The 19696-nt window shown below is 63.1% G+C and carries 22 protein-coding genes; 11 read left to right on the plus strand and 11 right to left on the minus strand.

All coding sequences use genetic code 11. The annotated features are described in order from the left end of the window. Positions 1-46: 46 nt before the first annotated feature. Together NKF26_RS03850 and NKF26_RS03855 are read left to right on the plus strand one after the other, a co-directional pair. On the plus strand, positions 47-1672 hold the full coding sequence (locus NKF26_RS03850; protein ID WP_253234007.1) for a glycosyltransferase family 39 protein: 1626 nt from the start codon (positions 47-49) through the stop codon (positions 1670-1672). A 205-nt stretch (positions 1673-1877) separates the two neighbouring features. Beyond that, positions 1878-2402: a hypothetical protein gene (locus NKF26_RS03855; RefSeq protein WP_253225425.1), complete on the plus strand. Its 525-nt coding sequence runs from the start codon at positions 1878-1880 to the stop codon at positions 2400-2402. Here the strand turns inward: NKF26_RS03855 and NKF26_RS03860 are convergent. Continuing rightward, on the minus strand, positions 2399-4288 hold the full coding sequence (locus NKF26_RS03860) for a cation:proton antiporter (RefSeq protein WP_253234008.1): 1890 nt from the start codon (positions 4286-4288) through the stop codon (positions 2399-2401). The two genes, NKF26_RS03855 and NKF26_RS03860, sit on opposite strands and share 4 nt — an antisense overlap. A gap of 250 nt (positions 4289-4538) precedes the next feature. Between NKF26_RS03860 and NKF26_RS03865 the strand changes: the two genes are divergently transcribed. After that, positions 4539-5690: a glycoside hydrolase gene (locus tag NKF26_RS03865; RefSeq protein WP_253225426.1), complete on the plus strand. Its 1152-nt coding sequence runs from the start codon at positions 4539-4541 to the stop codon at positions 5688-5690. Here the strand turns inward: NKF26_RS03865 and NKF26_RS03870 are convergent. The 4 genes from NKF26_RS03870 to NKF26_RS03885 all read right to left on the minus strand — a co-directional run bounded on the left by NKF26_RS03870 (position 5687) and on the right by NKF26_RS03885 (position 8143). Next, positions 5687-6430, minus strand: coding sequence for a 4-phosphopantoate--beta-alanine ligase (locus NKF26_RS03870; protein ID WP_253225427.1), 744 nt, complete (start codon positions 6428-6430; stop codon positions 5687-5689). The two genes, NKF26_RS03865 and NKF26_RS03870, sit on opposite strands and share 4 nt — an antisense overlap. Before the next feature lie 64 nt (positions 6431-6494). After that, a complete protein-coding gene (locus NKF26_RS03875) occupies positions 6495-7328 on the minus strand; it encodes a pantoate kinase (protein ID WP_253225428.1) in 834 nt (277 codons plus the stop codon). Positions 7329-7410: 82 nt separating this feature from the next. Further along, entirely contained in the window at positions 7411-7956 is a 546-nt protein-coding gene (locus NKF26_RS03880) for a DUF99 family protein (protein WP_253225429.1), read from the minus strand. A gap of 1 nt (position 7957) precedes the next feature. After that, positions 7958-8143 (minus strand): DUF5786 family protein, encoded by a 186-nt coding sequence (locus NKF26_RS03885; RefSeq protein ID WP_253225430.1) that lies wholly within the window; start codon positions 8141-8143, stop codon positions 7958-7960. A gap of 81 nt (positions 8144-8224) precedes the next feature. Between NKF26_RS03885 and NKF26_RS03890 the strand changes: the two genes are divergently transcribed. After that, positions 8225-8833: an MBL fold metallo-hydrolase gene (locus NKF26_RS03890; protein WP_253225431.1), complete on the plus strand. Its 609-nt coding sequence runs from the start codon at positions 8225-8227 to the stop codon at positions 8831-8833. A gap of 81 nt (positions 8834-8914) precedes the next feature. Continuing rightward, on the plus strand, positions 8915-9460 hold the full coding sequence (locus NKF26_RS03895) for a GNAT family N-acetyltransferase (protein WP_253225432.1): 546 nt from the start codon (positions 8915-8917) through the stop codon (positions 9458-9460). A 46-nt stretch (positions 9461-9506) separates the two neighbouring features. On the opposite strand, the gene NKF26_RS03900 is transcribed toward NKF26_RS03895, so the two are convergent. Beyond that, positions 9507-9656, minus strand: a complete 150-nt coding sequence (locus NKF26_RS03900; protein ID WP_253225433.1) for a 50S ribosomal protein L40e — start codon at positions 9654-9656, stop codon at positions 9507-9509. 75 nt (positions 9657-9731) lie between these two features. Next, positions 9732-10235: a DUF367 family protein gene (locus tag NKF26_RS03905; protein ID WP_253225434.1), complete on the minus strand. Its 504-nt coding sequence runs from the start codon at positions 10233-10235 to the stop codon at positions 9732-9734. 259 nt (positions 10236-10494) lie between these two features. Between NKF26_RS03905 and NKF26_RS03910 the strand changes: the two genes are divergently transcribed. The 4 genes from NKF26_RS03910 (at position 10495) to NKF26_RS03925 (ending at position 13572) form a co-directional block, all read left to right on the plus strand. Further along, the gene (locus NKF26_RS03910; protein ID WP_253225435.1) at positions 10495-10821 is read left to right on the plus strand and encodes a nuclear transport factor 2 family protein; all 327 of its coding nucleotides are present in this window, start codon (positions 10495-10497) and stop codon (positions 10819-10821) included. A 114-nt stretch (positions 10822-10935) separates the two neighbouring features. Next, positions 10936-11532: a hypothetical protein gene (locus NKF26_RS03915; protein WP_253225436.1), complete on the plus strand. Its 597-nt coding sequence runs from the start codon at positions 10936-10938 to the stop codon at positions 11530-11532. After that, positions 11529-13097, plus strand: a complete 1569-nt coding sequence (locus tag NKF26_RS03920) for a sodium/proline symporter (protein ID WP_253234009.1) — start codon at positions 11529-11531, stop codon at positions 13095-13097. The genes NKF26_RS03915 and NKF26_RS03920 overlap by 4 nt, the downstream gene beginning before the upstream one ends. A gap of 7 nt (positions 13098-13104) precedes the next feature. Further along, positions 13105-13572, plus strand: a complete 468-nt coding sequence (locus NKF26_RS03925) for a hypothetical protein (protein ID WP_253225438.1) — start codon at positions 13105-13107, stop codon at positions 13570-13572. 27 nt (positions 13573-13599) lie between these two features. On the opposite strand, the gene NKF26_RS03930 is transcribed toward NKF26_RS03925, so the two are convergent. From NKF26_RS03930 to NKF26_RS03945, 4 genes are all read right to left on the minus strand, one after another. Beyond that, on the minus strand, positions 13600-14325 hold the full coding sequence (locus NKF26_RS03930) for a helix-turn-helix domain-containing protein (protein ID WP_253225439.1): 726 nt from the start codon (positions 14323-14325) through the stop codon (positions 13600-13602). Positions 14326-14418: 93 nt separating this feature from the next. Further along, the gene (locus NKF26_RS03935; protein WP_253225440.1) at positions 14419-15840 is read right to left on the minus strand and encodes an FAD-dependent oxidoreductase; all 1422 of its coding nucleotides are present in this window, start codon (positions 15838-15840) and stop codon (positions 14419-14421) included. 76 nt (positions 15841-15916) lie between these two features. Further along, a complete protein-coding gene (gene serS, locus NKF26_RS03940; RefSeq protein ID WP_253225441.1) occupies positions 15917-17272 on the minus strand; it encodes a serine--tRNA ligase in 1356 nt (451 codons plus the stop codon). A 132-nt stretch (positions 17273-17404) separates the two neighbouring features. Continuing rightward, entirely contained in the window at positions 17405-17875 is a 471-nt protein-coding gene (locus NKF26_RS03945; protein WP_253225442.1) for a phosphate-starvation-inducible PsiE family protein, read from the minus strand. A gap of 93 nt (positions 17876-17968) precedes the next feature. Here NKF26_RS03945 and NKF26_RS03950 point away from each other — a divergent pair, with 93 nt between their 5' ends. Then, positions 17969-18928 (plus strand): ribose 1,5-bisphosphate isomerase, encoded by a 960-nt coding sequence (locus tag NKF26_RS03950; RefSeq protein ID WP_253225443.1) that lies wholly within the window; start codon positions 17969-17971, stop codon positions 18926-18928. 48 nt (positions 18929-18976) lie between these two features. Next, entirely contained in the window at positions 18977-19648 is a 672-nt protein-coding gene (locus NKF26_RS03955) for a helix-turn-helix domain-containing protein (RefSeq protein WP_253225444.1), read from the plus strand. The last annotated feature ends 48 nt before the right edge of the window (positions 19649-19696 follow it).

Here is a 19696-nt window from a genome sequence, read left to right on the forward strand (position 1 = left end):
CTGGTTCCGGGACAGAATAATTACGGAGCAGGTCGAGTTGCGGAATGTGTCTCGAAGCCGCCCCTCCACGGCCACGCTCGTGTGGCTCGTCCCGCCCCTCCTCGCCAGCCTCATCGTTTTCGCGGCGTACCTGCTGACCCATCCGTACCCCGCCGAGGGCGGCGGACTGTATCTCGCGATGGCCGACGCGATTCGCGCTCACGGCTACCGCCTCCCGGCACGGGTCCCGCACTACACGCCGAACGGAATTCCGTTCGGCTACCCGCCGCTGGCCTTCTACCTCGTCGCGTTCATCCGCGACGGGTTCGGCGTCGGCCCGCTGACGCTGACCCGTTTCCTGCCCGGTCTCGTCACCGTCCTGACCGTCGTTCCGGTCTACTTCCTCGGCCGCGAGGTGTTCGTCGGGACCGCGGATCGAAACCGGCGCGCAGGACTCGCGGCGCTCGTCGTCGCCGTCAGCCCTGCCGTGTTCAAGTGGCACCTCTCGGCTGGTGGCATCGTCCGAGCCCCGGCGTTCCTGTTCACCGTGACGGGGCTGTACGTCGGGATTCGCCTGTTCCGTGAGAAGCGACTCGTGTGGGCGGTTGCGGGAGCGGTCCTGTTCGGCCTGACCTGTCTCACGCATCCCTCCTATCCCGTGTTCTTCGCCACGAGCTATCTCGCCTTCTTCCTCGTCTTCGACCGCTCGCTCGCCGGACTCGCTCGTGGCGCGCTCGTCGCGGCCGGTGGCCTGCTCCTCGCCCTGCCGTGGTGGTGGGGGGTCGTCTCGGTCCACGGCGTCGGCCTCTTCACCCGAACCGCTGGCTCGCGCCTCGGCATCGGGCAGGGGTTGTTCTGGTTCCCGTCGAAGTTTCTCTACGGCCGCCGTACACGATTCCTGCCCGTCTGGCACGTCCTCACGCTCGTCGGCGTCGTCTCGCTCACATTACGAAAGCGCTACTTCCTCCCGTTCTGGTTCGCCGCGACGGTGGTGATGTTCCCGAAGCCGCGGTTTCTCATGCTCATCGGCGCGTTCGTCGTTTCCGCGCTCGTGTTCGACTGGCTATCGACCGTCGCGGCGTCGCGGTCGGAAACCGACCGCGGCCGTCTCTCGGCCGATGGCGGGCGATTGGCACGCGTTTCGCTCGTGCTCCTTCTGTTGCTCTCTGCCTACGGCGTGGCGACGGGCGGGCTATACGCCAGCAACTACGGGTCCATTCCGGCGCGTCCGCTGGATCGATTGCAACAGGACCCCATGCCGTCGTACATCGACGGGGACGACATGACGGCGATGGAGTGGGTGCGGGAACGGACGCCCGCCGACGCGACGGTGCTCGTCGCCGGGGACGCGGCCGAGTGGTTCCCGGTGTTCGCGGAGCGAACCGTCGTCGCCTCTCCGTGGGGGGCCGAGTGGCTCCCGCCCGACCGGCGCGAACGCCAGATCGCCCTCTATCGTGAGAGTTCGACCTGCGCGTCGGCGAGGTGTCTCCGGAAACTGCTCTCCCGGGACGACGTATCGCCCGATTACGTCTACCTCACGCGGGAAGGATCACGGAGTTGGATCGCCCGTGAGACGCTGACGACGGCACAGTGGCGAGGGATGTTGGGGAGGCTAAACGGATCGGCCGGGACGAGCGTCGTCTTTCGAAATCGGGACGTCGCGGTCGTGAAAGTCGAATCGTCTCGGGGATAGTGGCCTCGACGGTGACGACTTCGGGGTCGGTTTTCCCGTCACCCGACCACGCATGCTCCGTGCCGTCCGCCTTGTGACCGATGTCGAATTCGGGGAGGGCTTGTTTCTCCGACGAAGAGTTGTAAACAGACGAATATCTTTTTGCGCTCAGCTACCCAAGGTGTATCGTGTACAGGGCAGGGCGGGGGACTGGCAACGTTCGACGATGAGTATCGAACCATCGACGGGACCGGAGCCGATTTCGCGCGACACCGCGTTCGAAATCCTCACGAACCCACGGCGTCGGTACGCCCTCTCTTACCTCCGGTCGAAATCGGAGCAGGTCTCCATCGGCGAACTCGCCGAGGCAGTCGCCGCATGGGAACAGGATACCAGCGTCGAACTCGTCTCCTCGAAGGAACGAAAATCCGTCTACACGTCGTTGTACCAGACACACCTGCCGAAGATGGCGGATGCGGGCATCATCGTCTACGACAGACAGCGCGGGCAGGTACAACTCAGCGACACCGCGACCGAACTCGACAAGTTCGTCCACCCGCCGTCGAGGAACCGAAACTGGAGTCGATACTACCTCGCACTCGCCGTTCTCGGGGGATTCACCATCCTCTGCAATTTCTTCGGAATGTATCCGTTCACCCTCGTGAACGTCCTCGTCTACGTCGGCTTGCTTCTCGGCGCGTTCACCGTCCTCTCGGCCGTCAACCTCGAATTCGCTCGACGACGGAGTTAGGACTGACACATGGAGATGGTCTCCCTGACGGACTCCTTCCGCCCGAGGAACGTGACGTGGTCCCCTTTCTGGAGCGTGAACCCCTTGTTCGGGACCTGCGTTTCGCCGTCCCGTCCGACGAGCGCGATGAGGACCCCGTTCGGCAGTTCGGCGTCCAACTCGTCGATGGTTCTGCCGACCAGACTTTCGGCGGTGATTTCGATCTCCTGCACGTCGCCGCTCCGTCCGAGTTCCGTCATCCAGTTCGAGAGCGCCGGGCGTTCGATGACGTTGTCGATGGCCCACGCGGTGGCGAGCGACGAGGAAATCGTTCGAACCCCGAGGTCCTCGAAGGCGTCCACGTTGTCCGGGTTGTTCGCCCGGGCGATGATGGTTTCCACGTCGAACTTCGACTCGGCGAGTTGTGCGACCAGCAGGTTCACGTCGTCGTCGCCGGTGGCGGCGACGACGATTTTCGCGTTTCCTGCCCCGGACGAGCGGAGCACTTCGGTGTCCGTGCCGTCGCCGTCGTGGACGGTATATCCCTCCTCGCGGGCGGTTTGCACTATCGTTTCGTCCTGCTCTATCAGCACGACGTTCTCTCCACGGTCTTCGAGGCGTGCGGCGAGCGACCGGCCCACCTTTCCGCCTCCGATGATGAGTACGCGCATTGGAATTACGTTCAGATATTCAGCGATAAATCGGGCGAATCCGCCTTCGAGCACGACGGTCACGACGATGACTAGGAAGACGGTACCGATGAGTACCGTCGCCGCATGCTCCGCGTTCGGAATCACGTCGGCCGAGTTACGGATGCGGAAGGCGAACAGGGTCGCGACGGACGCCGGGATGATGCCGCGCGGGCCGACGAAACTCATAAACAGCTTCTCGTCCCGCGTGAACCGCCCACCCGATGTCGAAATGAAGACGATGAGCGGCCGGATGACGAACATCACGACGAACACGACGATGGCCCCTCCGATTCCGAGCGCGAAGAGGTCTTTCGGCTTGAGCAGGGCCGCCAGCGTGATGAACACGAACGAGAGGACGACCAGCGTGATGTCCCCTTTGAACTCCTCGATCTTCTCCTCGTAGGGGAGGTCCGCGTTGCCGAGAAGGATACCGGCCGTCGCAACCGCCGCGATGCCGGACTCCCTGGCGACGATATCGGCGGCGGCGTAGGCGGTCAACGCGCCGACCAGCACCAACAACCGGGAGTTCTGTGGTGCGTTCCCCGGCGAGAGGTCGAGATGCCGGAGGATGTACCAGATTATCCCGGCGACGAGGATTCCGACGAGCATGCCGGTTCCGAGGCGGCGAACGAACGACGCGAAAAACTCGCCGACGTGGAACGCGCTCGATCCGGTGAGAACCAACACCTCGAACATCACGACGGCGAGGATCGCGGCCGTCACGTCGTTGGCGATTCCTTCGGTTTCGAGCGCGGCCGCGACCCTGTCCCTGACCGGGACGACCGACAGGATCGGCGTGATGACCGTCGGACCGGTCGCGACGAGCAACGATCCGATGAGTAACGAGAGGTCCCACGGTTGATCGAGCGCGAACCGGATGACCGTCGCCGTCCCCAACAACGAGATGAGCGCGCCGATGGTGACGAGGCGAATCTGCGCCGACGGTGCCTCCCGTAGCTTGTTCACCTTCAGATGGAACGCACCTTCGAAGACGATGATGGCCACGCTCAGTCCCACGATGGACGAGAGCGCGTCACCGAACGCCGACGGGTTCAGCAGGTGCAGTCCGACCGGTCCGAAGATGATCCCTGCCCCGATGAGAAACAATACGCTCGGCACTTGAAACCGATCCGCGAGCACCTGTGAGATGACACCGAGTCCGATGATGGCGGTGACTATGTACAGCAACTGCGCACTCGCGGCCTCGGCACTCACTGCTGGCCCTCCATGTACCGGGTAGGAGAGGGTGGACAGTTATAAAATCAGTGGAAAAAAACGCGCGACTGCACGGGGTGCCCCGCGACTATTGGTGGATGTTTGTTGCGATCTTCGGAATAAAACACACCGTTTGTCAAAAACACGCCCGGCGGAGAAACGGCATTGGTGTTCGGTTTAGGGCGAACTGATATGAATCTAGCTGGAAACTGATTTGTCGCCGGCAATCGATAGCCGTGAACGGGGTCTCATGGGGAACGGACATTCGACGCGGCGAGCGGTGCTCGGGTTCGGTAGTGTAGCGGCCGGTATCGGCATCGTTGGAGGGTTCGGACAACGACCCGAGAGCGACGCCGATTGCACGTCCGGCGACGGCGGAACGACCGACGAGACGAACGCGCCGGTGGACGTTCGGGGGGCCATCTACTTCCCGTCGCGGGCGTTCAACACGTTCCAGATGTGGAACGGCTACGACTCGGACGTCATCGAGCGTGACCTCTGTTATGCGAGTCGTATCAACCTCAACGCGTTACGGGTGTGGTTGAGTTTCGAGGCGTGGCAACGGGAACCGACGCGGTTCGGACTTCGACTGGAGCATTTCCTGACGACGGCGGCGGACCACGGGTTGCGGGTGCTGTTGGGCATCTTCGAGGGTATCGGGGCGAATCCGAGTCACCACACCTTGACGAACAGGGATCCAGTCACCGCCCGTCCGGTGTTCTCGCCGTCGCGAAAGATCATGGAGCAGTCGAAACGGTGGCACCTTCCACGGGAGTTCATCCGGTGGTTCATGGACCGCTACCGCGACGATTCCCGCCTGTTGGCCATCGAACTCATCAACGAACCGTGTTGGCGGCCGTGGAAGCTACAGTTCGCAGAGGGGATGTTTCGGACGCTGTGGAACCAACGCGGACGGGTGCCGCTATCGGTCGGTTCGACGAACATCGAGAACAACGAGCAGTATCGAGAGTGGGGGAGCGAGGTGTTTCAGTGTCACAGCAACTTCGGGCACACGAAGAAGAACTATCGGAACCTGTTGAAGCGAATCAACGCGGCCGAGCGTCGGTTCGGCCGCCCCATGTGGCTGTCCGAGTGGCAGTGTCTCAAGCCGCCGCGTAGGGGACAGGGAACACACCCACCGAACTACTCGTCGCTCGCGCCGTTGATTCGGCGGGCAGGCGTGGGGAACTTCTTCTGGTCGCTGATGGTCAAACCGGCCTATCAGGTGTACCGCAGGAGACAGGGGTTGTTGAGCGGAATCTTCCACGAGGACGGCGCGGTCTGGAGTCTGGACGACGCGCGTGCCATCAAGGCCATGTCCGGCGACCCGTCGTTTTCGGGGGAAGAACGACAGGAGTGGCCGGAGTGGGCGAAACCGGTCGAGAGGTCGCTGACCGACTAGATATCACGGATCGCTCGCTCGGCGGCGTCGAGCGCTTTCTCGCGGTCGAATTCCGCGACGATGGACTTCAGTTCTTCGGGCGAGGCGTCCGCGAGTTCGCGGGCGTGTTTCGTCATGTTCGGAACCGCGCGGATGATGTTGTCGATGACCGGAACTGCAGCGGTTCGTGGCGACCGCGAGAGCGGGTTGAGGTCGATGACGATTTCGGTTTTACCCATCTCCGCGAGCGCTTCGGCCCGGTCGCCGTCCTCCAGCGGAACGAGAACGACGTCCGCGTCGTAGATGCCGTCTGCGTCCACCTTCCCGCGTTCGTGTTCCAAGCCCGGAATCCGGGCGTCGGCGGTGAGTCCCTTGACGTTCTCCGCGCCGTGTGCGCGCAAGTGGTCGGCGATGGCCCGCATGCGCTCTTCGGTTCGGCCGAACAGGTTGACTTCGATGTCCGCACCGGTGGCCTCGGCGAGTTCGACGGTTTCCCTCGGAACGAGCGCCGCCACGTTGCCGTTCACGGAGAGCACGGCGTGGTCGGCGAGGAGCAACTGCGCCGCCGCCGCACGCTCCGCGTCGTCGGCGCTCGGGAGCGTCGCTTCGCCCAGCAGGTAATCGAACGCCTCGCCGCGCCCTTCGGCGATGAGGCCCTGCTTGCTCGTGACTCCCTTCTCGACGCCGTCCTCGATGCGGTGTCGCGTGAGAAGCGATTGCTGTCGCGGATGGTCCTCCGGAATCTCTACCTCGTGGCTCATGGTCGATATCGGAAACGGAGGGTCAAAACAGCCGTGATTTACCCGTTCGATGGGTGGTTCGCCCTCACTCGATGAGTGTCGCGCCCGCGTGGTGGGTCCGGCACGCGTTCGCTTCGTAGCCCGCATCCGTGAGTCCCGAATCGAGCGCGAACACCGTCTTTCCGAGCATCGCCATCGACGCCTGTCCCCCTTCGTCGTGAACGTCCTCGATGACGTCCCGAACCTCTTCGGTGAGCAGTTCCGCCCGCTCGGCGAACTCGTTGGACTGTTCCATAAACGTCTCCATCGTCGGTTCGTTCACCAACGCGACGAGCGCCTCCACGCCAGCCTCCGAAAGCCGGGTCGTGCTCCCCGAGAGGACTTCCGCCGTCGAGAGTTCGCCCAGCGAGAGATACTCGATGTTGGCCCGCGTCGGGACCCCATCGAGGCGATTGTGCGCCGGTGCACCCGGTTCGAGGCGGATGGGAATGCCGCCGCGGGCCTGTGCAACCACGTCACCGAGTCCGGTCCCGGCCTCGACTTCCGCCCGGTGTGCGATAGTGACGAGTTCGTTCTCCGAGCGGCCGCCGCCGAACACGTCGTTCGCGGCGAACGCCGTTCCGAGTGCGAGCGCACCCGAGATGCCGAATCCGGCCCCCAGTGGGAGCGTCGTCTCTGCCGAAATACGGGCCGTCAGGTCGAGGTCGTCCAACACTCGACGCCCCGATTCGACGGCGGCGAACTCGCCGTTCAGGTCTATACTCGTCTCCGTTGCCGGTTCAACGGTCACGGTGACGCCTTCCGAAAGTGTCAGCCCCGCCCCGCGAGACCCCGCCCGCTCGGGGTCGTCGTCCTCGTGGATGCTGAAGAACCCCGTGATATGGCCGGGAACGAACGCGCGACCAACCTCGTCGCTCATACCTCCCGGTTTCGGCCGACGGCGTATAACGGTTAAAATTCGTCCGCGTCGTCTCCCCCCGTCTCACTCCCGTTCGGTCCGTCTAGAAGTCGTCCACGGCGCGGGCCGCCAGTCGCGCCACGCGCAGGGGTTCTGGACGCCCTCCTTCGGGTGTGAACGCGCGCACGACTTCCGTGGCTTCGTCGGCATCCATTCCGACGTGGCGGACGAACACCGTTTCCCCGTCCACGGCGATTTCGCGGCGGGGTGGCTGTTTTCGATAGGTCTCCCGGCGTCGGTCGAGTTCGTCGCCCGAGAACTCCGACTCCAGCGATTCTAGCAGGCCGTCGCTCTCCTCGAAGGTGACGTCGATGACGGGGCGGTCGACGGCGTCGTGGAGGCGGTGCATGTCCAACACGTTGTACCACGCGAGGGCGATTCCGCCGACCATGACGTAGCGCACGTCCTCGCGGTCGAGACGCTCCACGAGGTCGATGATCGAGTCCGTGAGGTCGGTACCACCAACAGTACAGGTTCCAAAAACAAAGCCATCAGTCACCCGACTTGCGCGGGTAACGACGCCAGCGAGCGTGCTGGTGTCGCGGCGATAGGACTCCGCGACACCCAGCGCCCGGACACCGGATTTCACGCTACTCTTCGTCGTCGTCTTTCATCTCGTTGAGCCGGTTCAACAGCTCGTCGTTCGACGCACCGAACTCGAAGTCGACGCTTCCCTCGTGGTTGTGTTCAGACGTTTCGACACCGCTGTCGTCGTCTAAGTCCGCGCTATACTCCTGGTTCTCTTGTTCAGATTCGTCGTAGCTCCCGAAGCCCATGCGTTGTATGGTTGGAGCTTCGAACACTAAAAACGCTCGGCGTCCGTCAGAATTTTGGTAGATGGGGGAAAACAGCCCCCCATGCAAGTCGTTAACGTCACTGCCGACGCCGAGACGTTCACCTGCAACGCCTATCTCGCGCTCGGCGACCGCCCGGTCCTCGTGGATGCCGGGACGATGGACGGCGTCGTGGACGTGCTCCACGACTACACGGACACGCTCGATGCGGTCGTCCTCACACATCAACACGGCGATCACGTCGGGGAACTCGACGCCGTACTGGACGAGTTCGACGCGGAACTCGCGTCCTACGGGCCACACCCCCGCCGCGATCACGCAATCGTGGACGGTGACACCGTCGAAATCGGTGACGAGGAGTTCGAAGCCATTCACACGCCCGGTCACGCCGACGACCACCTCGCCTTCGTGAGCGATTCGACCATCTTCAGCGGCGACGTCGTCGTCCACGACGACGGTGCCTTCGACTACGGCAGTTTCGGGCGCACAGACATGGCGGGCCAATCCCGCGAGGAACTCATCGAGAGCATCCGCGAAATCCTCGACCGGATGCCGGATTCCGTCGAGCACATGTACGCCGGGCACGGCGAGGAGTTCCACGGTGATGTACGCGATGTCATCGAAACGGCGCTGGAGCGTGCCGAGAAGCGGGAGCCGAAGTACCCGGAATAACTTCGGGGACGTCCCGTTTCATTGCTGTGTGCTATCACGTTTCACGAGACCTTTTCTCGCAGGTACTCCAGTGTTCGAAGTATGCCCGGACCTACATTTCTACGTGGCGACCGGATCGAACTCAGAACGATAGAGGAGGACGATTTGGACTTCCTGCAGGGGACGATGAACGAGCCGACCGTCCGCCGATACCTCGGTAGCCGCTCGCCCATCAACGGCGAGCAGGAACGGGAGTGGTTCGAGGAGCGCGCCTCGGACACCGACGGGGACCACGTCGACCTGCTCATCTGTCGCGGCGAGGAAGCCATGGGTTCCATCAGCCTCTACTCGAAGGACTCGGCCGGCGTGAACGCCGAAATCGGTATCTCCCTCGCGGAGGAGTTCTGGGGCAACGGCTACGGAACCGAGGCGGCCCGGCTCATCACCGACTTCGGGTTCCGCGAACGCCGTCACCACCGAGTTATGGCTCGGGTGTTCGAGGGCAACGTCGGTTCCGCTCGTATCTGGGAAAAGCTCTGCTTCCGCCACGAGGCGACCCACGTCGAATCCGCGTTCCTCGACGGCGAGTACGTGAACGTCGACTTCTTCGCCGTCCTCGAAGACGAGTGGTTCGGACGGGACGAGTAGCGATTCGTCTCCCCGTTTCGCTTCCAGCGAAAAACCGCGAATCCGATTATGCGCTACGCGCTTCCTTGCTCTTCGGGCGGAGCTTGTTGTAGCCGCATTTGCGGCATTTGTCCGCCTTCTGTGGGTTGCGTGCGTTACAGCGCATGCAAATCATCTTGTCGAGCGTTCGTTTCTCTGCTGCGTCGAAACTGGCCATACCGTGCGTTTTCGTCCCCGCGCGTTTAAACGTTATTGAGTTGTCCCGTCGTTCCCGTTCGCGCCCTCGTCCGTTCTACTCCTTCCCAGCGTCCAGATATTCCTGCTGTACGGCCACCACTTCCGTCGAATCCTCACAGTCGGCGTATCTACGGAGCGGTTCCTCGTTCAGTTCGAGAAACGTCTCGCCCCATCTGAACTTCGAGAGGATTCGCTCGGCCTGCGCACGCTCGCCGAGGATACAAAGCCCCGCGGCGAACGCCTCCACGGTGTTCAACCGGAACGGCTTCCCGTAGTTGACGGGGTTCGCGGCGACGAGAAACGGCAGTGCACGGTGCACTCCTGGCATCTCGAACAGCGCCCGCTCGGCGCTCTCCCACGAGCAGTCGAGGGCGACGAGCGTGTCCGTTTCTGCGCGGTCCGCGGGCGAGAGCGCCTGCTCCGCGTGCGGATTGAGGACGATGCCGTACGGCGTCGCCCGCGCGCTTCGGTGGAGTTCCGTGAGGTCGAACCGGGCGAGCTTCCGGGCCGTACACTTCTTCGGGTCGTCGTCACCCTCGTACCGGACGTGGAGGTTCACTGCCGAACGCTTGGCGTGGCTCGGTAAAAAGTGGCGCGAAGAAAGCCCCGCCGGGGTGTGACAGGCGGAGCGGGGCCGTATGGAAACAGTATCCTCTTGTCGTACCTGACCGGATTTCACCGGCGACTGAACCAGTGTACACGTACCGTAAAGGCATTTATATGACCCCTATTGTCCCGTCGTGTTTCTTCCGTCGTCTCCGGAGACAAACGTAGCTTCCGCCGAGGGGCTAAAGAGGGTCCTCCGCGTCTCCCCGCGTATGGACTCCGAAGTGGTCGTTCGCGCCTACTACGACGCCATCGACGCACACGACTACGAGACGTTCGCCGGACTGTTCGCGCCGGACGTGGTGCATTACCGCCCCGACCGCACCATCGAAGGAAGGGACACGCTCGTCTCGTTCATGCGCGACGACCGACCGAACAAGGAGACGAGCCACGAACTCTCCCACATCGCCGAAAACGGCGGAACGACCGTCGCCGAGGGCCGGTTGCTCGACGCCGATGGTGACGTGATGTTCGCCTTCGAAGACGACTTTTCGATCACTGACGGCCAAATCACCGAAATCCGCACCCGAACTCGTTAATTCTCCATCTCCTCCGTGAAATATTCCGGAGCGACATGGAAACTGTAATTCCGCGATAGCTGTTTACATATCAACCCGGTCTTATTCGACATTTGCTATCCTGTTGCATACCGGATGGCATCATCACAAACGACGGACCGAGGCACGCGGAATAGACTCATGGGGACGATAGCGTTACTGGCTATCGTGCTGCTGATCGCGGCGGCGGTCGGGCAGTATCGGCTGTTTTCGTATCTTGCCGCGCTGTTCATCGTGGCGAACTTCGGCGCGGCCGCCATCGAGCGAAACGACGGCGAACTCGACCTCGCGCCGTACACCGGGTTGGTAGCCGGATTGGGCGTGGTTTTCGTCGTCGGGTTCACGGTGATCTGGTCGCAGTGGAACCCGGACGTGACCGAGTACACCTACGTTCTGGGACTCCCGGTTTCGACGCTGGCGTACTTCGTCTTCCTCTGGTTGCTTCCGATCCTCGGCGCGCTCTACTACGCGCTCGTCTTCCCGGAAATCGGGAACGACGACGCGGTAGACGACATCCTGGACGAGGCGCGACGGGTTCAACGACGGGAGCGATTCCCGTTGTCGGTCGCCAGCCCCGATCCCGATGGCGGTGTGGGTAACGCCGAGGGGACGCCGTCGGAGAACTCGGCGTCCGGAACCTCACAGAGCGCGGCCCAGGAGTCGCCGCAGGCCGAAGGAGGGAACCGACGATGACTCCCCTTCCGATCCCACTACAGGAGATTCCGGTCACCGACAGTCCGTATGTCCTCCTGTTCGGCGGGGTCTATCTGCTGATCGTGCTGGGAATCGGCGTTTGGGGGTACCTCCGAACGGAGAGCACCGAGGACTTCCTCATCACCGGAAAGAGCATCGGGACGTGGGTGCTCGCGTTGACGGCCTTCTCGGTCATTCAGTCCGGGTTCGGGTTCGTCGGCGGCCCCGAACTCGTCTACTCGTTCGGGACGACGGCGCTGTGGATATTCTTCACGGCCCCGCTCGGGTTCATCATCACGTGGGTACTCCTCGCCAAGCGAATGCGCCTGTTGGCGGACATCCGCGACGTGTTGACGCTCGCGGACGGGATGTACGTCAGATACGAGAGCGCGTGGGTTCGCGGGCTGACCGCCGTCGCCGTCATCGTCGGCGTGATGGCGTATCTGGCGACGAACCTCGCCGCGCTCCAGTACGTCATGCGCGCCATCTTCGGCCTGTCGGTGATGTGGGGACTGCTCATCGGCGCGTTCATCCTCCTGCTCTACAGCATGCTCGGGGGCATGATCGCGGGCGTCTGGACCGACTTCGTGCAGGCGATCACGATGATCTTCGGATCGGTGTTCGTCTTCGCCTACGCGCTGTCGTTCGGCGGGGGGATGAGTTCGATTTCGCACAACCTCGCCACCGCCGACCCGGCGTTCATCTCGCCGTTCGGCGCGATGGGCGCACCGACCGCGACCATCTTCACGGCGCTCGGGTGGTGGATCCTGTTCTCGGTCGGCGCGGCCGGACAGCCACACCTGGTCACCAAGTTCTACATGAGCCGTAACCTCAAGATCCTGCGCTGGGGTGCGCCAATCGCGGCGGCGACGTACGCGATTTCGAGCCTTCTCGCGTTCTCGACCGGACTGTCGATGCGCGCGATGGTCGAAGCCGGTTCGACCGCCGCCCCGAAGAGCGCCTCCATCGTCGGCCCCGTCTTCGTCCTCAACCACACGCCCGGTGCGGTGGCCGGACTGATCCTGGCGGCGCTGCTCGCGGCCATCATGAGCACGAGCGACTCGTTCCTCAACATCGGCGCGGCGGCGGTCTCCCGCGACATCCCGCGAGCGCTCGGCCGACCCATCGACGACGACAAGACGGAGCTTCGGGTGACGCAGGCCGCGCTGGCCGGTCTCACCGTCGCATCGACGCTCATCGTCTTCTACTCGCAGACGCTGGTCGGGATTCTCGGCACCATCGGCTGGGGGTTCTTCGCGGCGGCGTTCTTCGCCATCGCGGCCCTCGGCCTGAACTGGAAGGGCGCGACGAAGGAGGGCGCGATCGCCGCCATCCTCGGCGGGTTGGCAGTCAACCTGTTCTACAGCGCCGTGCCGCACATCGCCGATACCGCAGGGCTCTCGGGCGTCAGCGAGTTCATCGGGAGCCTCTACCCGTTCACCGAATCGTTCCCGGTCGGAACGGTGGCGCTGTTGGTCGCCATCGCGCTGTTCGTCGGCGTCTCGCTGATAACGCAGGACAGACGGACCGTCCCGGAGGATATCGCCGTCCTGCTGGAGGGATAGAATGAGCATGACCGAGACACGAGACGGCGAGGACGAAACGCGTATCGCCCACCTCTCGGGGTGGTTCCGTCGGCGACCCACGTCGATGGAGTACTGGGAACTCCTCGTCACGGAGGAGCGTCTCGTCTGGTGCTTCGTCGGCGAGTCGTTCAAATCGATGCTGTTGCGGGCGGACACCGGAGAACGCGGTCGCAGCGAAATCGAGGATGCGACGCCGGACCGGGCGCTGTCGCTCGACGAGCGGAACTTCGCCGTTCCGCTCGACTCGCTGGAATCGGTTCGGCTCCGAGACGGCACCCTGTTTCGGCGAGCGAAGTTGGTAGTGACGTGGAAAGAGAACGACGAGGCCGACTCGTATGAACTGTACGCGACGAAGACGGCCGATTCGCAGGTTGACGACGTCGAAGCGCTCGCGGACGACCCGCGACTCTCGCACGTCGATGTCGGCGTCGAGACGACGGACGGGTTGTTCTGATTTCGGTCGTGTTTCTGTTTTTTCCGGTTACTTGCCGATCAGCGCGTCCTCGGAATCGACCTCGGGGAGGACGTCGACGATGCGCTCGAGGAGTTTCCCCTCGGCACGCCGCAGGTTGTTCGAGGTCGCCGTCTTCGAGATATCGAACTCGTCGGCCAACATGCCGAGCGTCGCACGCCGTGGGGTCTGAAAGTATCCCCCTTCGACGGCTTTCGTGAGCGTTTCGCGCTCCGTCTCGGAGAGTTCCCGACAGCCGTCGATGACGTTTTTCGCCGCGCCGAGGTGCTGGATCACGTCGAGGTACTCCTCGAACGACGTGGCGTTTCGACTCTCGACGCGGACGTCGTTCCCGTCCTCCAACTCCGAGAGGGCGTTGTCCGTGTTGTCGGCGGTGTCGAACCCGACGCTCCACAGTTCGCTCCCGTCGCGGATCTGAAACGGTCCGGTGATGTAGCCGTCGTGTTCGCGAATCGTCCGCATCGCGTTCGTCTGGCCGATGAACGACTTGATGACCGCCGTGTCACCCCGCCGCGAGAGCAGTTCGAACTCCAGCATCCGGTCGTGTTCCTGGAGCGCGCCGAGGCCGTTCGTCAGCGCCCCCCGGTCGTCCCCCTGCACGAGAATCCTCGTCTCCAACTTCTGCTTGGCGGTGTTGAAGTCCCAGTGCATGGTGTGAAACGAGACGTCCGTCTCGTCCGTGACGTCGATGTACGGACAGTCGTACTGCACCATGTCCATCGTTACCGAAATCATAATCCAACTCATCGTTCATTATGGAAATAGATGGCGGAACCCATCTTTTTTAAGTAATTCTACAACGAGAATGTAATCTCGGGAAGGTCTCCTCTATTTGTCGAGTTTTCCGCGCAGGACTTTCGCCGCCGTGAGTATCGGGTCCCAGACGGGACCGAACGGCGGTGCGTACGCCAAGTCGAGGTACTCGACCTCTTCGACGGTCAGTTCGGCGTGGAGCGCGGTCGCCACTGTATTGATTCGCTGTGCGACCCCTTCGTGACCGACCATGCTCGCGCCGAGGAGGCGTCCGGAGTCGCGGTCGGCGGTCAACCGAACCGTTATCGGCGACCCGCCGGGGTAGTAGTGCGCCCGCGATTCCTGCTCGATGACCTGCGAAACTGGGTCGTATCCGGCGGCTTCGGCTATCTCGTGGTCGATGATACCCGTCCGGGCGACTTCGAGGTCGAACGCCTTCACGACCGCCGTCCCGACGATGTCCCCGACGGGCGTCGGTTCTCCAGTCACCGTTTGCCCGATTGCCCGTCCCGCCCGGTTCGCGGTCAACGCGAGCGGTACGTAGTCCGGCGACCCCGTCACGGCGTTGCGCGCTTCGGCGCAGTCACCCGCCGCGAAGACGTGGTCGTCGTTCGTCCGTCCGTACTCGTCGGTCGCGATGGCACCCGTCTCGCCGGATTCGATCCCGTTCTCCTCCGCGAGTTCGGCGTTCGGTGCGATGCCGGTCGCCACCAGTACCACGTCCACCGGAACCCGTTCACCGCCCGCTTCGATTCCGGTGACACGACCGTCCTCGCCGACGATGCGTTCGACCGTCGTGTCGAGGGAGAGGGAGACGCCGTTCGATTCGAGGTGGTCTTCGACTTCCTCGGCGACGTCCGCCCCGAAGGGGGCGAGCACGTGCGGTAACATCTCGAAGACGGAGACGTCCAGGCCGCGGGCGTCGAACGCTTCGGCCATCTCCAAGCCGATGTAGCCGCCACCGATGATGCCGACGGCGTCGGGCGACGTCGCGGCGAGGTACTCGTGTACCTGTGCGCCGTACCCTTCGCGGAACTCGTCGCCCGGTACCCCCGCCGCTGGCGCGAGGGCGCGCTTGACGGTCGCCGCCGACTCCATGCCATGGAGCGTGAACACGCCGTCAAACTCCGCGCCGTCGATCGGTGGGACGACCGCCCGCGCCCCGGTCGCGACGAGGAGGTCGTCGTACGACTGTTCGATTCGCTCACCGTCGTGGACGGCCGTGACCGTCATCCTGCTCCGGTCGATATCGACGACCTCGTGGTTCTGCCGCAGATCGATGCCGCGTTCCGCGACCGCCTCCGGAGTGAGCGTGACGAGGTCGTCCAACGACTCGATGTCGTCTTTCACGTAGTACGGAAGCCCACAGGCACCGTAAGAAACCCACTCGCCCTTCTCGAAGACGACGACTTCGAGGTCGGGGTCGTCCCGCTTTGCCTTGCTCGCGGCGCTCATTCCCGCAGCGTCACCACCGACGACGACGAACGTTTTCCCCATACGGGACACTTGGACGGTGATGGCTAAAACAGTATTGCACGAACAAAACAATATGGTGCCGAACGGGTCGAACGGCTCAGTCCCGCTCGCCCGATCCGAGGGCACTCTCGCCGACGGGGTCGTGACCCTCGATGACTTCCGTGCCGCCCATGTACGGGCGGAGCGCTTCGGGCACCGTGACGGTGCCGTCGTCGTTCTGGTAGTATTCGAGGATGGCGACCATCACGCGCGGGAGCGCGAGGCCCGAGGCGTTCAGCGTGTGGAGGTATTCGGCCGATTCGTGGCGCTCTGGGCGGTAGCGAAGCCCCGCGCGCCGCGATTGGAAGTCCTCGAAGTTCGACGCCGTCGAGACTTCGAGCCAGCGGCCGCCCGCTTCCGGCCCGTCTTCCATGTCGTCGCCGGGTGCCCACACTTCGAGGTCGATCTGTTTGGTCGCCTTGAAGCCGAGGTCGCCCGTACAGAGTTCGAGAACCCGATACGGTAGTTCGAGGCGTCGCAGGACCTCTTCGGCCTCGTCCAGGAGCGCATCGAGGCGATCGTAGCTCGTTTCGGGTTCCACGAAGTTGACCATCTCGACCTTGTTGAACTGGTGGACGCGCACGATGCCGCGGGTCTCGGTTCCGTGCTCACCGGCTTCGCGCCGGAAGTTCGGCGTGTACGCCTGATGTTTCAGCGGCAGGTCGTCGCGCAGGAGGATGTCCCCGGCGTACATGTTCGTCACCGGAACCTCGGCGGTCGGGCAGAGCCAAAGGTCCTCGCCCTCGATCTTGTACGCGTCCTCGGCGAACTTCGGCAGTTGGCCCGTCCCGGTCATTGAGTCGCTGTTGATAGGGATCGGCGGGAAGATATCCACGTACTCCTGTTCGCGGTGGACGTCCAGCATGAACTGCATGATGGCGTGTTCGAGCCGCGCGCCGTCGCCCTTCAGGAAGTAAAAGCCGCTTCCGGTCGTCTTGGCCGCCCGCTCCTCGTCGATGATGTCCAGTTCCTCGCCGAGGTCGTAGTGTGGCACCACGTCGGCGGGCAACTCGCGCAGGTTCTCGAACCCTTCCCGGCGGACCTCCACGTTGTCGTCCTCGTCGGCCCCGATGGGGACGCTTTCGTGCGGAACGTTCGGGATTTCGAGGCTTCGTTCTTCGAGTTCCTCCTCCAGTTCGCTCGCGCGTTCCTCTATCTCCTCCAACTCCGCCTTCAGCGCGCCCGAGCGCTCGATGGCTTCCTGTGCTTCCTCCTCCTTGCCTTCCTGCTTGAGTTCGCCGATGCTACGGCTGACCTCGTTTCGCTCGTGGCGGAGGTCGTCGCCCCGCGATTTGAGTTCGCGCCACTCGGCGTCCAACTCCAGAAATCCGTCCAGATCAACGTCGTCACCTCGGTGTTCGAGACCCTCCCGTACTTCGTCCGGGTGTTCCCGAATGTACTTCCTGTCGAGCATTCCTGTCTCGGGTTTCAACACCCCTGCAAAAAACCGTGTCGCTATCGAGGGATACTGTGACACTGTCGGCGACGGGAGGGATTGGGTCGTTTCAATCCGTTGGCTCGAAAGGTAGAGCGAGTAACGACTACGCTATTTCCGCGAGACCACCCACAAGATCACGCCGAGTCCGACGAGCAGCAGTGCGTACGAACCGGCGGCGATTGCGGCGTCGGTCGTCGTCGCATATCCGTCCATCTGAAAGGTGATAACCTTCCGAACGAGCGCGATGAGTCCGGCGTACACGGTCGCCCGGACGACGCCGACTTCGCCCTCCGACTCGACGTAGGCGATGACCGTCCGATAGATCTCGGCGACGATGAACAACAGGAGGATCACGTCGATGAGTTCGAGCAGCGTTCGCGGATCGGTCGCACGTCCGGCACGGAGAAACGAGAAGGCGAGAAACCCGAAATCCAGGAGACCGACGACGAACAAGCCGACAAGCAGATAGGCGGCGACGAGTTCCGCGATGCGCATCACCGACTCCGAGTAGGCGACGGCCCCATCGATGTCCATGTGGTCCGTGCGGTTGCCACCACCGTAGAATTTCCGCCGAAACATCACTTCGTGGCGTAACCCTCCGGAGTATCGCCGACCCACGACGATCGTTCAGTCACACGATCGTTTTTACTGCCGCTCCGCGTAGTATCGCACATGAACGACCCCGACATCACGCCCGCCGTCACCGCCGCCGCGGACGACATCTCCGAGATGGAGATCCGCGGGGCGGCGACCATTGCGGACGCGGCAGCGGCCGCCATCGGCGAGCAGGCGCAGGCCAGCGAGGCCGACACGCCGGACGCGTTTCGAGCGGAAATCCGGGCCGCCGCGCGACAACTCCACGAAACCCGACCGACCGCGGTGAGCCTTCCGAACGCGCTGCGCTACGTGCTGCACGGAATGGAAGGGGATACCGTCGAGGAACTGCGCGCGAACATCATGGCGACCGTCGAGGAGTTCCGATTGGATCTCGACCAAGCGCAGGATAATCTCGGTCAGATCGGCGCGAACCGCCTCCGCGACGGCGATACCATCATGACCCACTGCCACTCGACGGACGCGCTCTCCTGCGTTCGAAAGGCGTTGGACGACGGCAAGGAAATCAGCGCCATCGTCAAGGAGACCCGACCACGGAAACAAGGTCACATCACCGCCCGCCAACTCCGGGACTGGGACGTCCCGGTCACGCTCATCGTGGACAACGCGGCCCGCCGGTATTTGGACGACACCGACCACGTCCTCGTCGGCGCGGACTCCATCGCCGCCGACGGGAGCGTCATCAACAAGATCGGTACCTCTGGGTTGGCCGTGAACGCCCGCGAACGGGGCGTTCCGATCATGGTCGCGGCTCAAACCCTGAAGCTTCATCCGGGGACGATGACGGGCCACACCGTGGAAATCGAGATGCGCGACGAACGCGAGATTCTCCCCGACGTCGAGCGCGACGACGTGGGCAACGTCCGCGTCGAAAACCCCGCGTTCGACGTGACGCCGCCGCGCTACGTGGACGCCATCGTGACCGAACGAGGACAGTTCCCGCCCGAGAGCATCGTGACGCTGATGCGGGAGATGTTCGGGGACCAACAGAAGGGCGAACCGTGGGACGAACGATAGCGGTGCCCAAGTCGTTAAGCCAGTAGAAACGAGATACGGGACAGTATCATGGCGGTCGTTGCCGAACTCACCCTGAAACCGTTCGACTTCCCGCTGGGAAAGCTCCTCACCGCTGGCACGCGGACCCACATCGAATTCGAGCGAATCGTCCCCGTCGGACCGCGTGTCGTCCCGGTTTTCTGGGCGTGGGGGGACGATTTACCCGATTTCGAGGAGCGAGTGCGTGCCGGGTCGTACGTCAACGACCTCACGGAACTAGACCGCGTCGACGACCGCGTCCTCTATCTCATGGACTGGGAGATTCCCGACGAAGCGTTCCTCGAAGGACTTCAGGAAACGAACGGCATCATCAGGTCCGCGGAGGGATACGACGGCGAGGATTGGTCGTTCGAACTGCTCTTTCCCTCGTATGATGATCTGTCCGAGTTCCACAACTACAGTCTGGAAAACGACGTCGAGTACACCCTCGGACGGATCTATACCCTTCGGGAGGCGGGGAAGAACCAGCTTTCCTTGTCGCTCACCGAGAGCCAGCGGGAAGCGTTGCTCCTCGCGCTACAACGCGGCTATTTCTCCACGCCGAGTCGTGTAACGCTCGATGAGTTGGCGGCGGAACTGGATATCAGCCAGCAGGCGCTCTCCGAGCGCATTCGACGCGGAAACGAATCGCTCCTCGAACAGACGCTTCTCGATTCCGGGAACGACGACAAACGTGACTGACCTGTCACCTCCGACCTCACTTATAAATGCCCAGTTCGAACAACCTTA

It is taken from the genome of Haladaptatus sp. AB618 (genome assembly GCF_024136965.1).
Lineage (GTDB): Archaea > Halobacteriota > Halobacteria > Halobacteriales > Haladaptataceae > Haladaptatus.

Coding starts and splice junctions, on each gene's coding strand:
- NKF26_RS03925 (WP_253225438.1), top strand. CDS start 13,105: ATGACCGAGACACGAGACGGCGAGGACGAAACGCGTATCGCCCACCTC.
- serS (WP_253225441.1), bottom strand. CDS start 17,272: ATGCTCGACAGGAAGTACATTCGGGAACACCCGGACGAAGTACGGGAG.
- NKF26_RS03900 (WP_253225433.1), bottom strand. CDS start 9,656: ATGGCCAGTTTCGACGCAGCAGAGAAACGAACGCTCGACAAGATGATT.
- NKF26_RS03915 (WP_253225436.1), top strand. CDS start 10,936: ATGGCATCATCACAAACGACGGACCGAGGCACGCGGAATAGACTCATG.
- NKF26_RS03950 (WP_253225443.1), top strand. CDS start 17,969: ATGAACGACCCCGACATCACGCCCGCCGTCACCGCCGCCGCGGACGAC.
- NKF26_RS03930 (WP_253225439.1), bottom strand. CDS start 14,325: ATGATTTCGGTAACGATGGACATGGTGCAGTACGACTGTCCGTACATC.
- NKF26_RS03895 (WP_253225432.1), top strand. CDS start 8,915: ATGCCCGGACCTACATTTCTACGTGGCGACCGGATCGAACTCAGAACG.
- NKF26_RS03870 (WP_253225427.1), bottom strand. CDS start 6,430: ATGAGCCACGAGGTAGAGATTCCGGAGGACCATCCGCGACAGCAATCG.
- NKF26_RS03890 (WP_253225431.1), top strand. CDS start 8,225: ATGCAAGTCGTTAACGTCACTGCCGACGCCGAGACGTTCACCTGCAAC.
- NKF26_RS03865 (WP_253225426.1), top strand. CDS start 4,539: ATGGGGAACGGACATTCGACGCGGCGAGCGGTGCTCGGGTTCGGTAGT.
- NKF26_RS03875 (WP_253225428.1), bottom strand. CDS start 7,328: ATGAGCGACGAGGTTGGTCGCGCGTTCGTTCCCGGCCATATCACGGGG.
- NKF26_RS03855 (WP_253225425.1), top strand. CDS start 1,878: ATGAGTATCGAACCATCGACGGGACCGGAGCCGATTTCGCGCGACACC.
- NKF26_RS03920 (WP_253234009.1), top strand. CDS start 11,529: ATGACTCCCCTTCCGATCCCACTACAGGAGATTCCGGTCACCGACAGT.
- NKF26_RS03945 (WP_253225442.1), bottom strand. CDS start 17,875: ATGTTTCGGCGGAAATTCTACGGTGGTGGCAACCGCACGGACCACATG.
- NKF26_RS03885 (WP_253225430.1), bottom strand. CDS start 8,143: ATGGGCTTCGGGAGCTACGACGAATCTGAACAAGAGAACCAGGAGTAT.
- NKF26_RS03955 (WP_253225444.1), top strand. CDS start 18,977: ATGGCGGTCGTTGCCGAACTCACCCTGAAACCGTTCGACTTCCCGCTG.
- NKF26_RS03910 (WP_253225435.1), top strand. CDS start 10,495: ATGGACTCCGAAGTGGTCGTTCGCGCCTACTACGACGCCATCGACGCA.
- NKF26_RS03935 (WP_253225440.1), bottom strand. CDS start 15,840: ATGGGGAAAACGTTCGTCGTCGTCGGTGGTGACGCTGCGGGAATGAGC.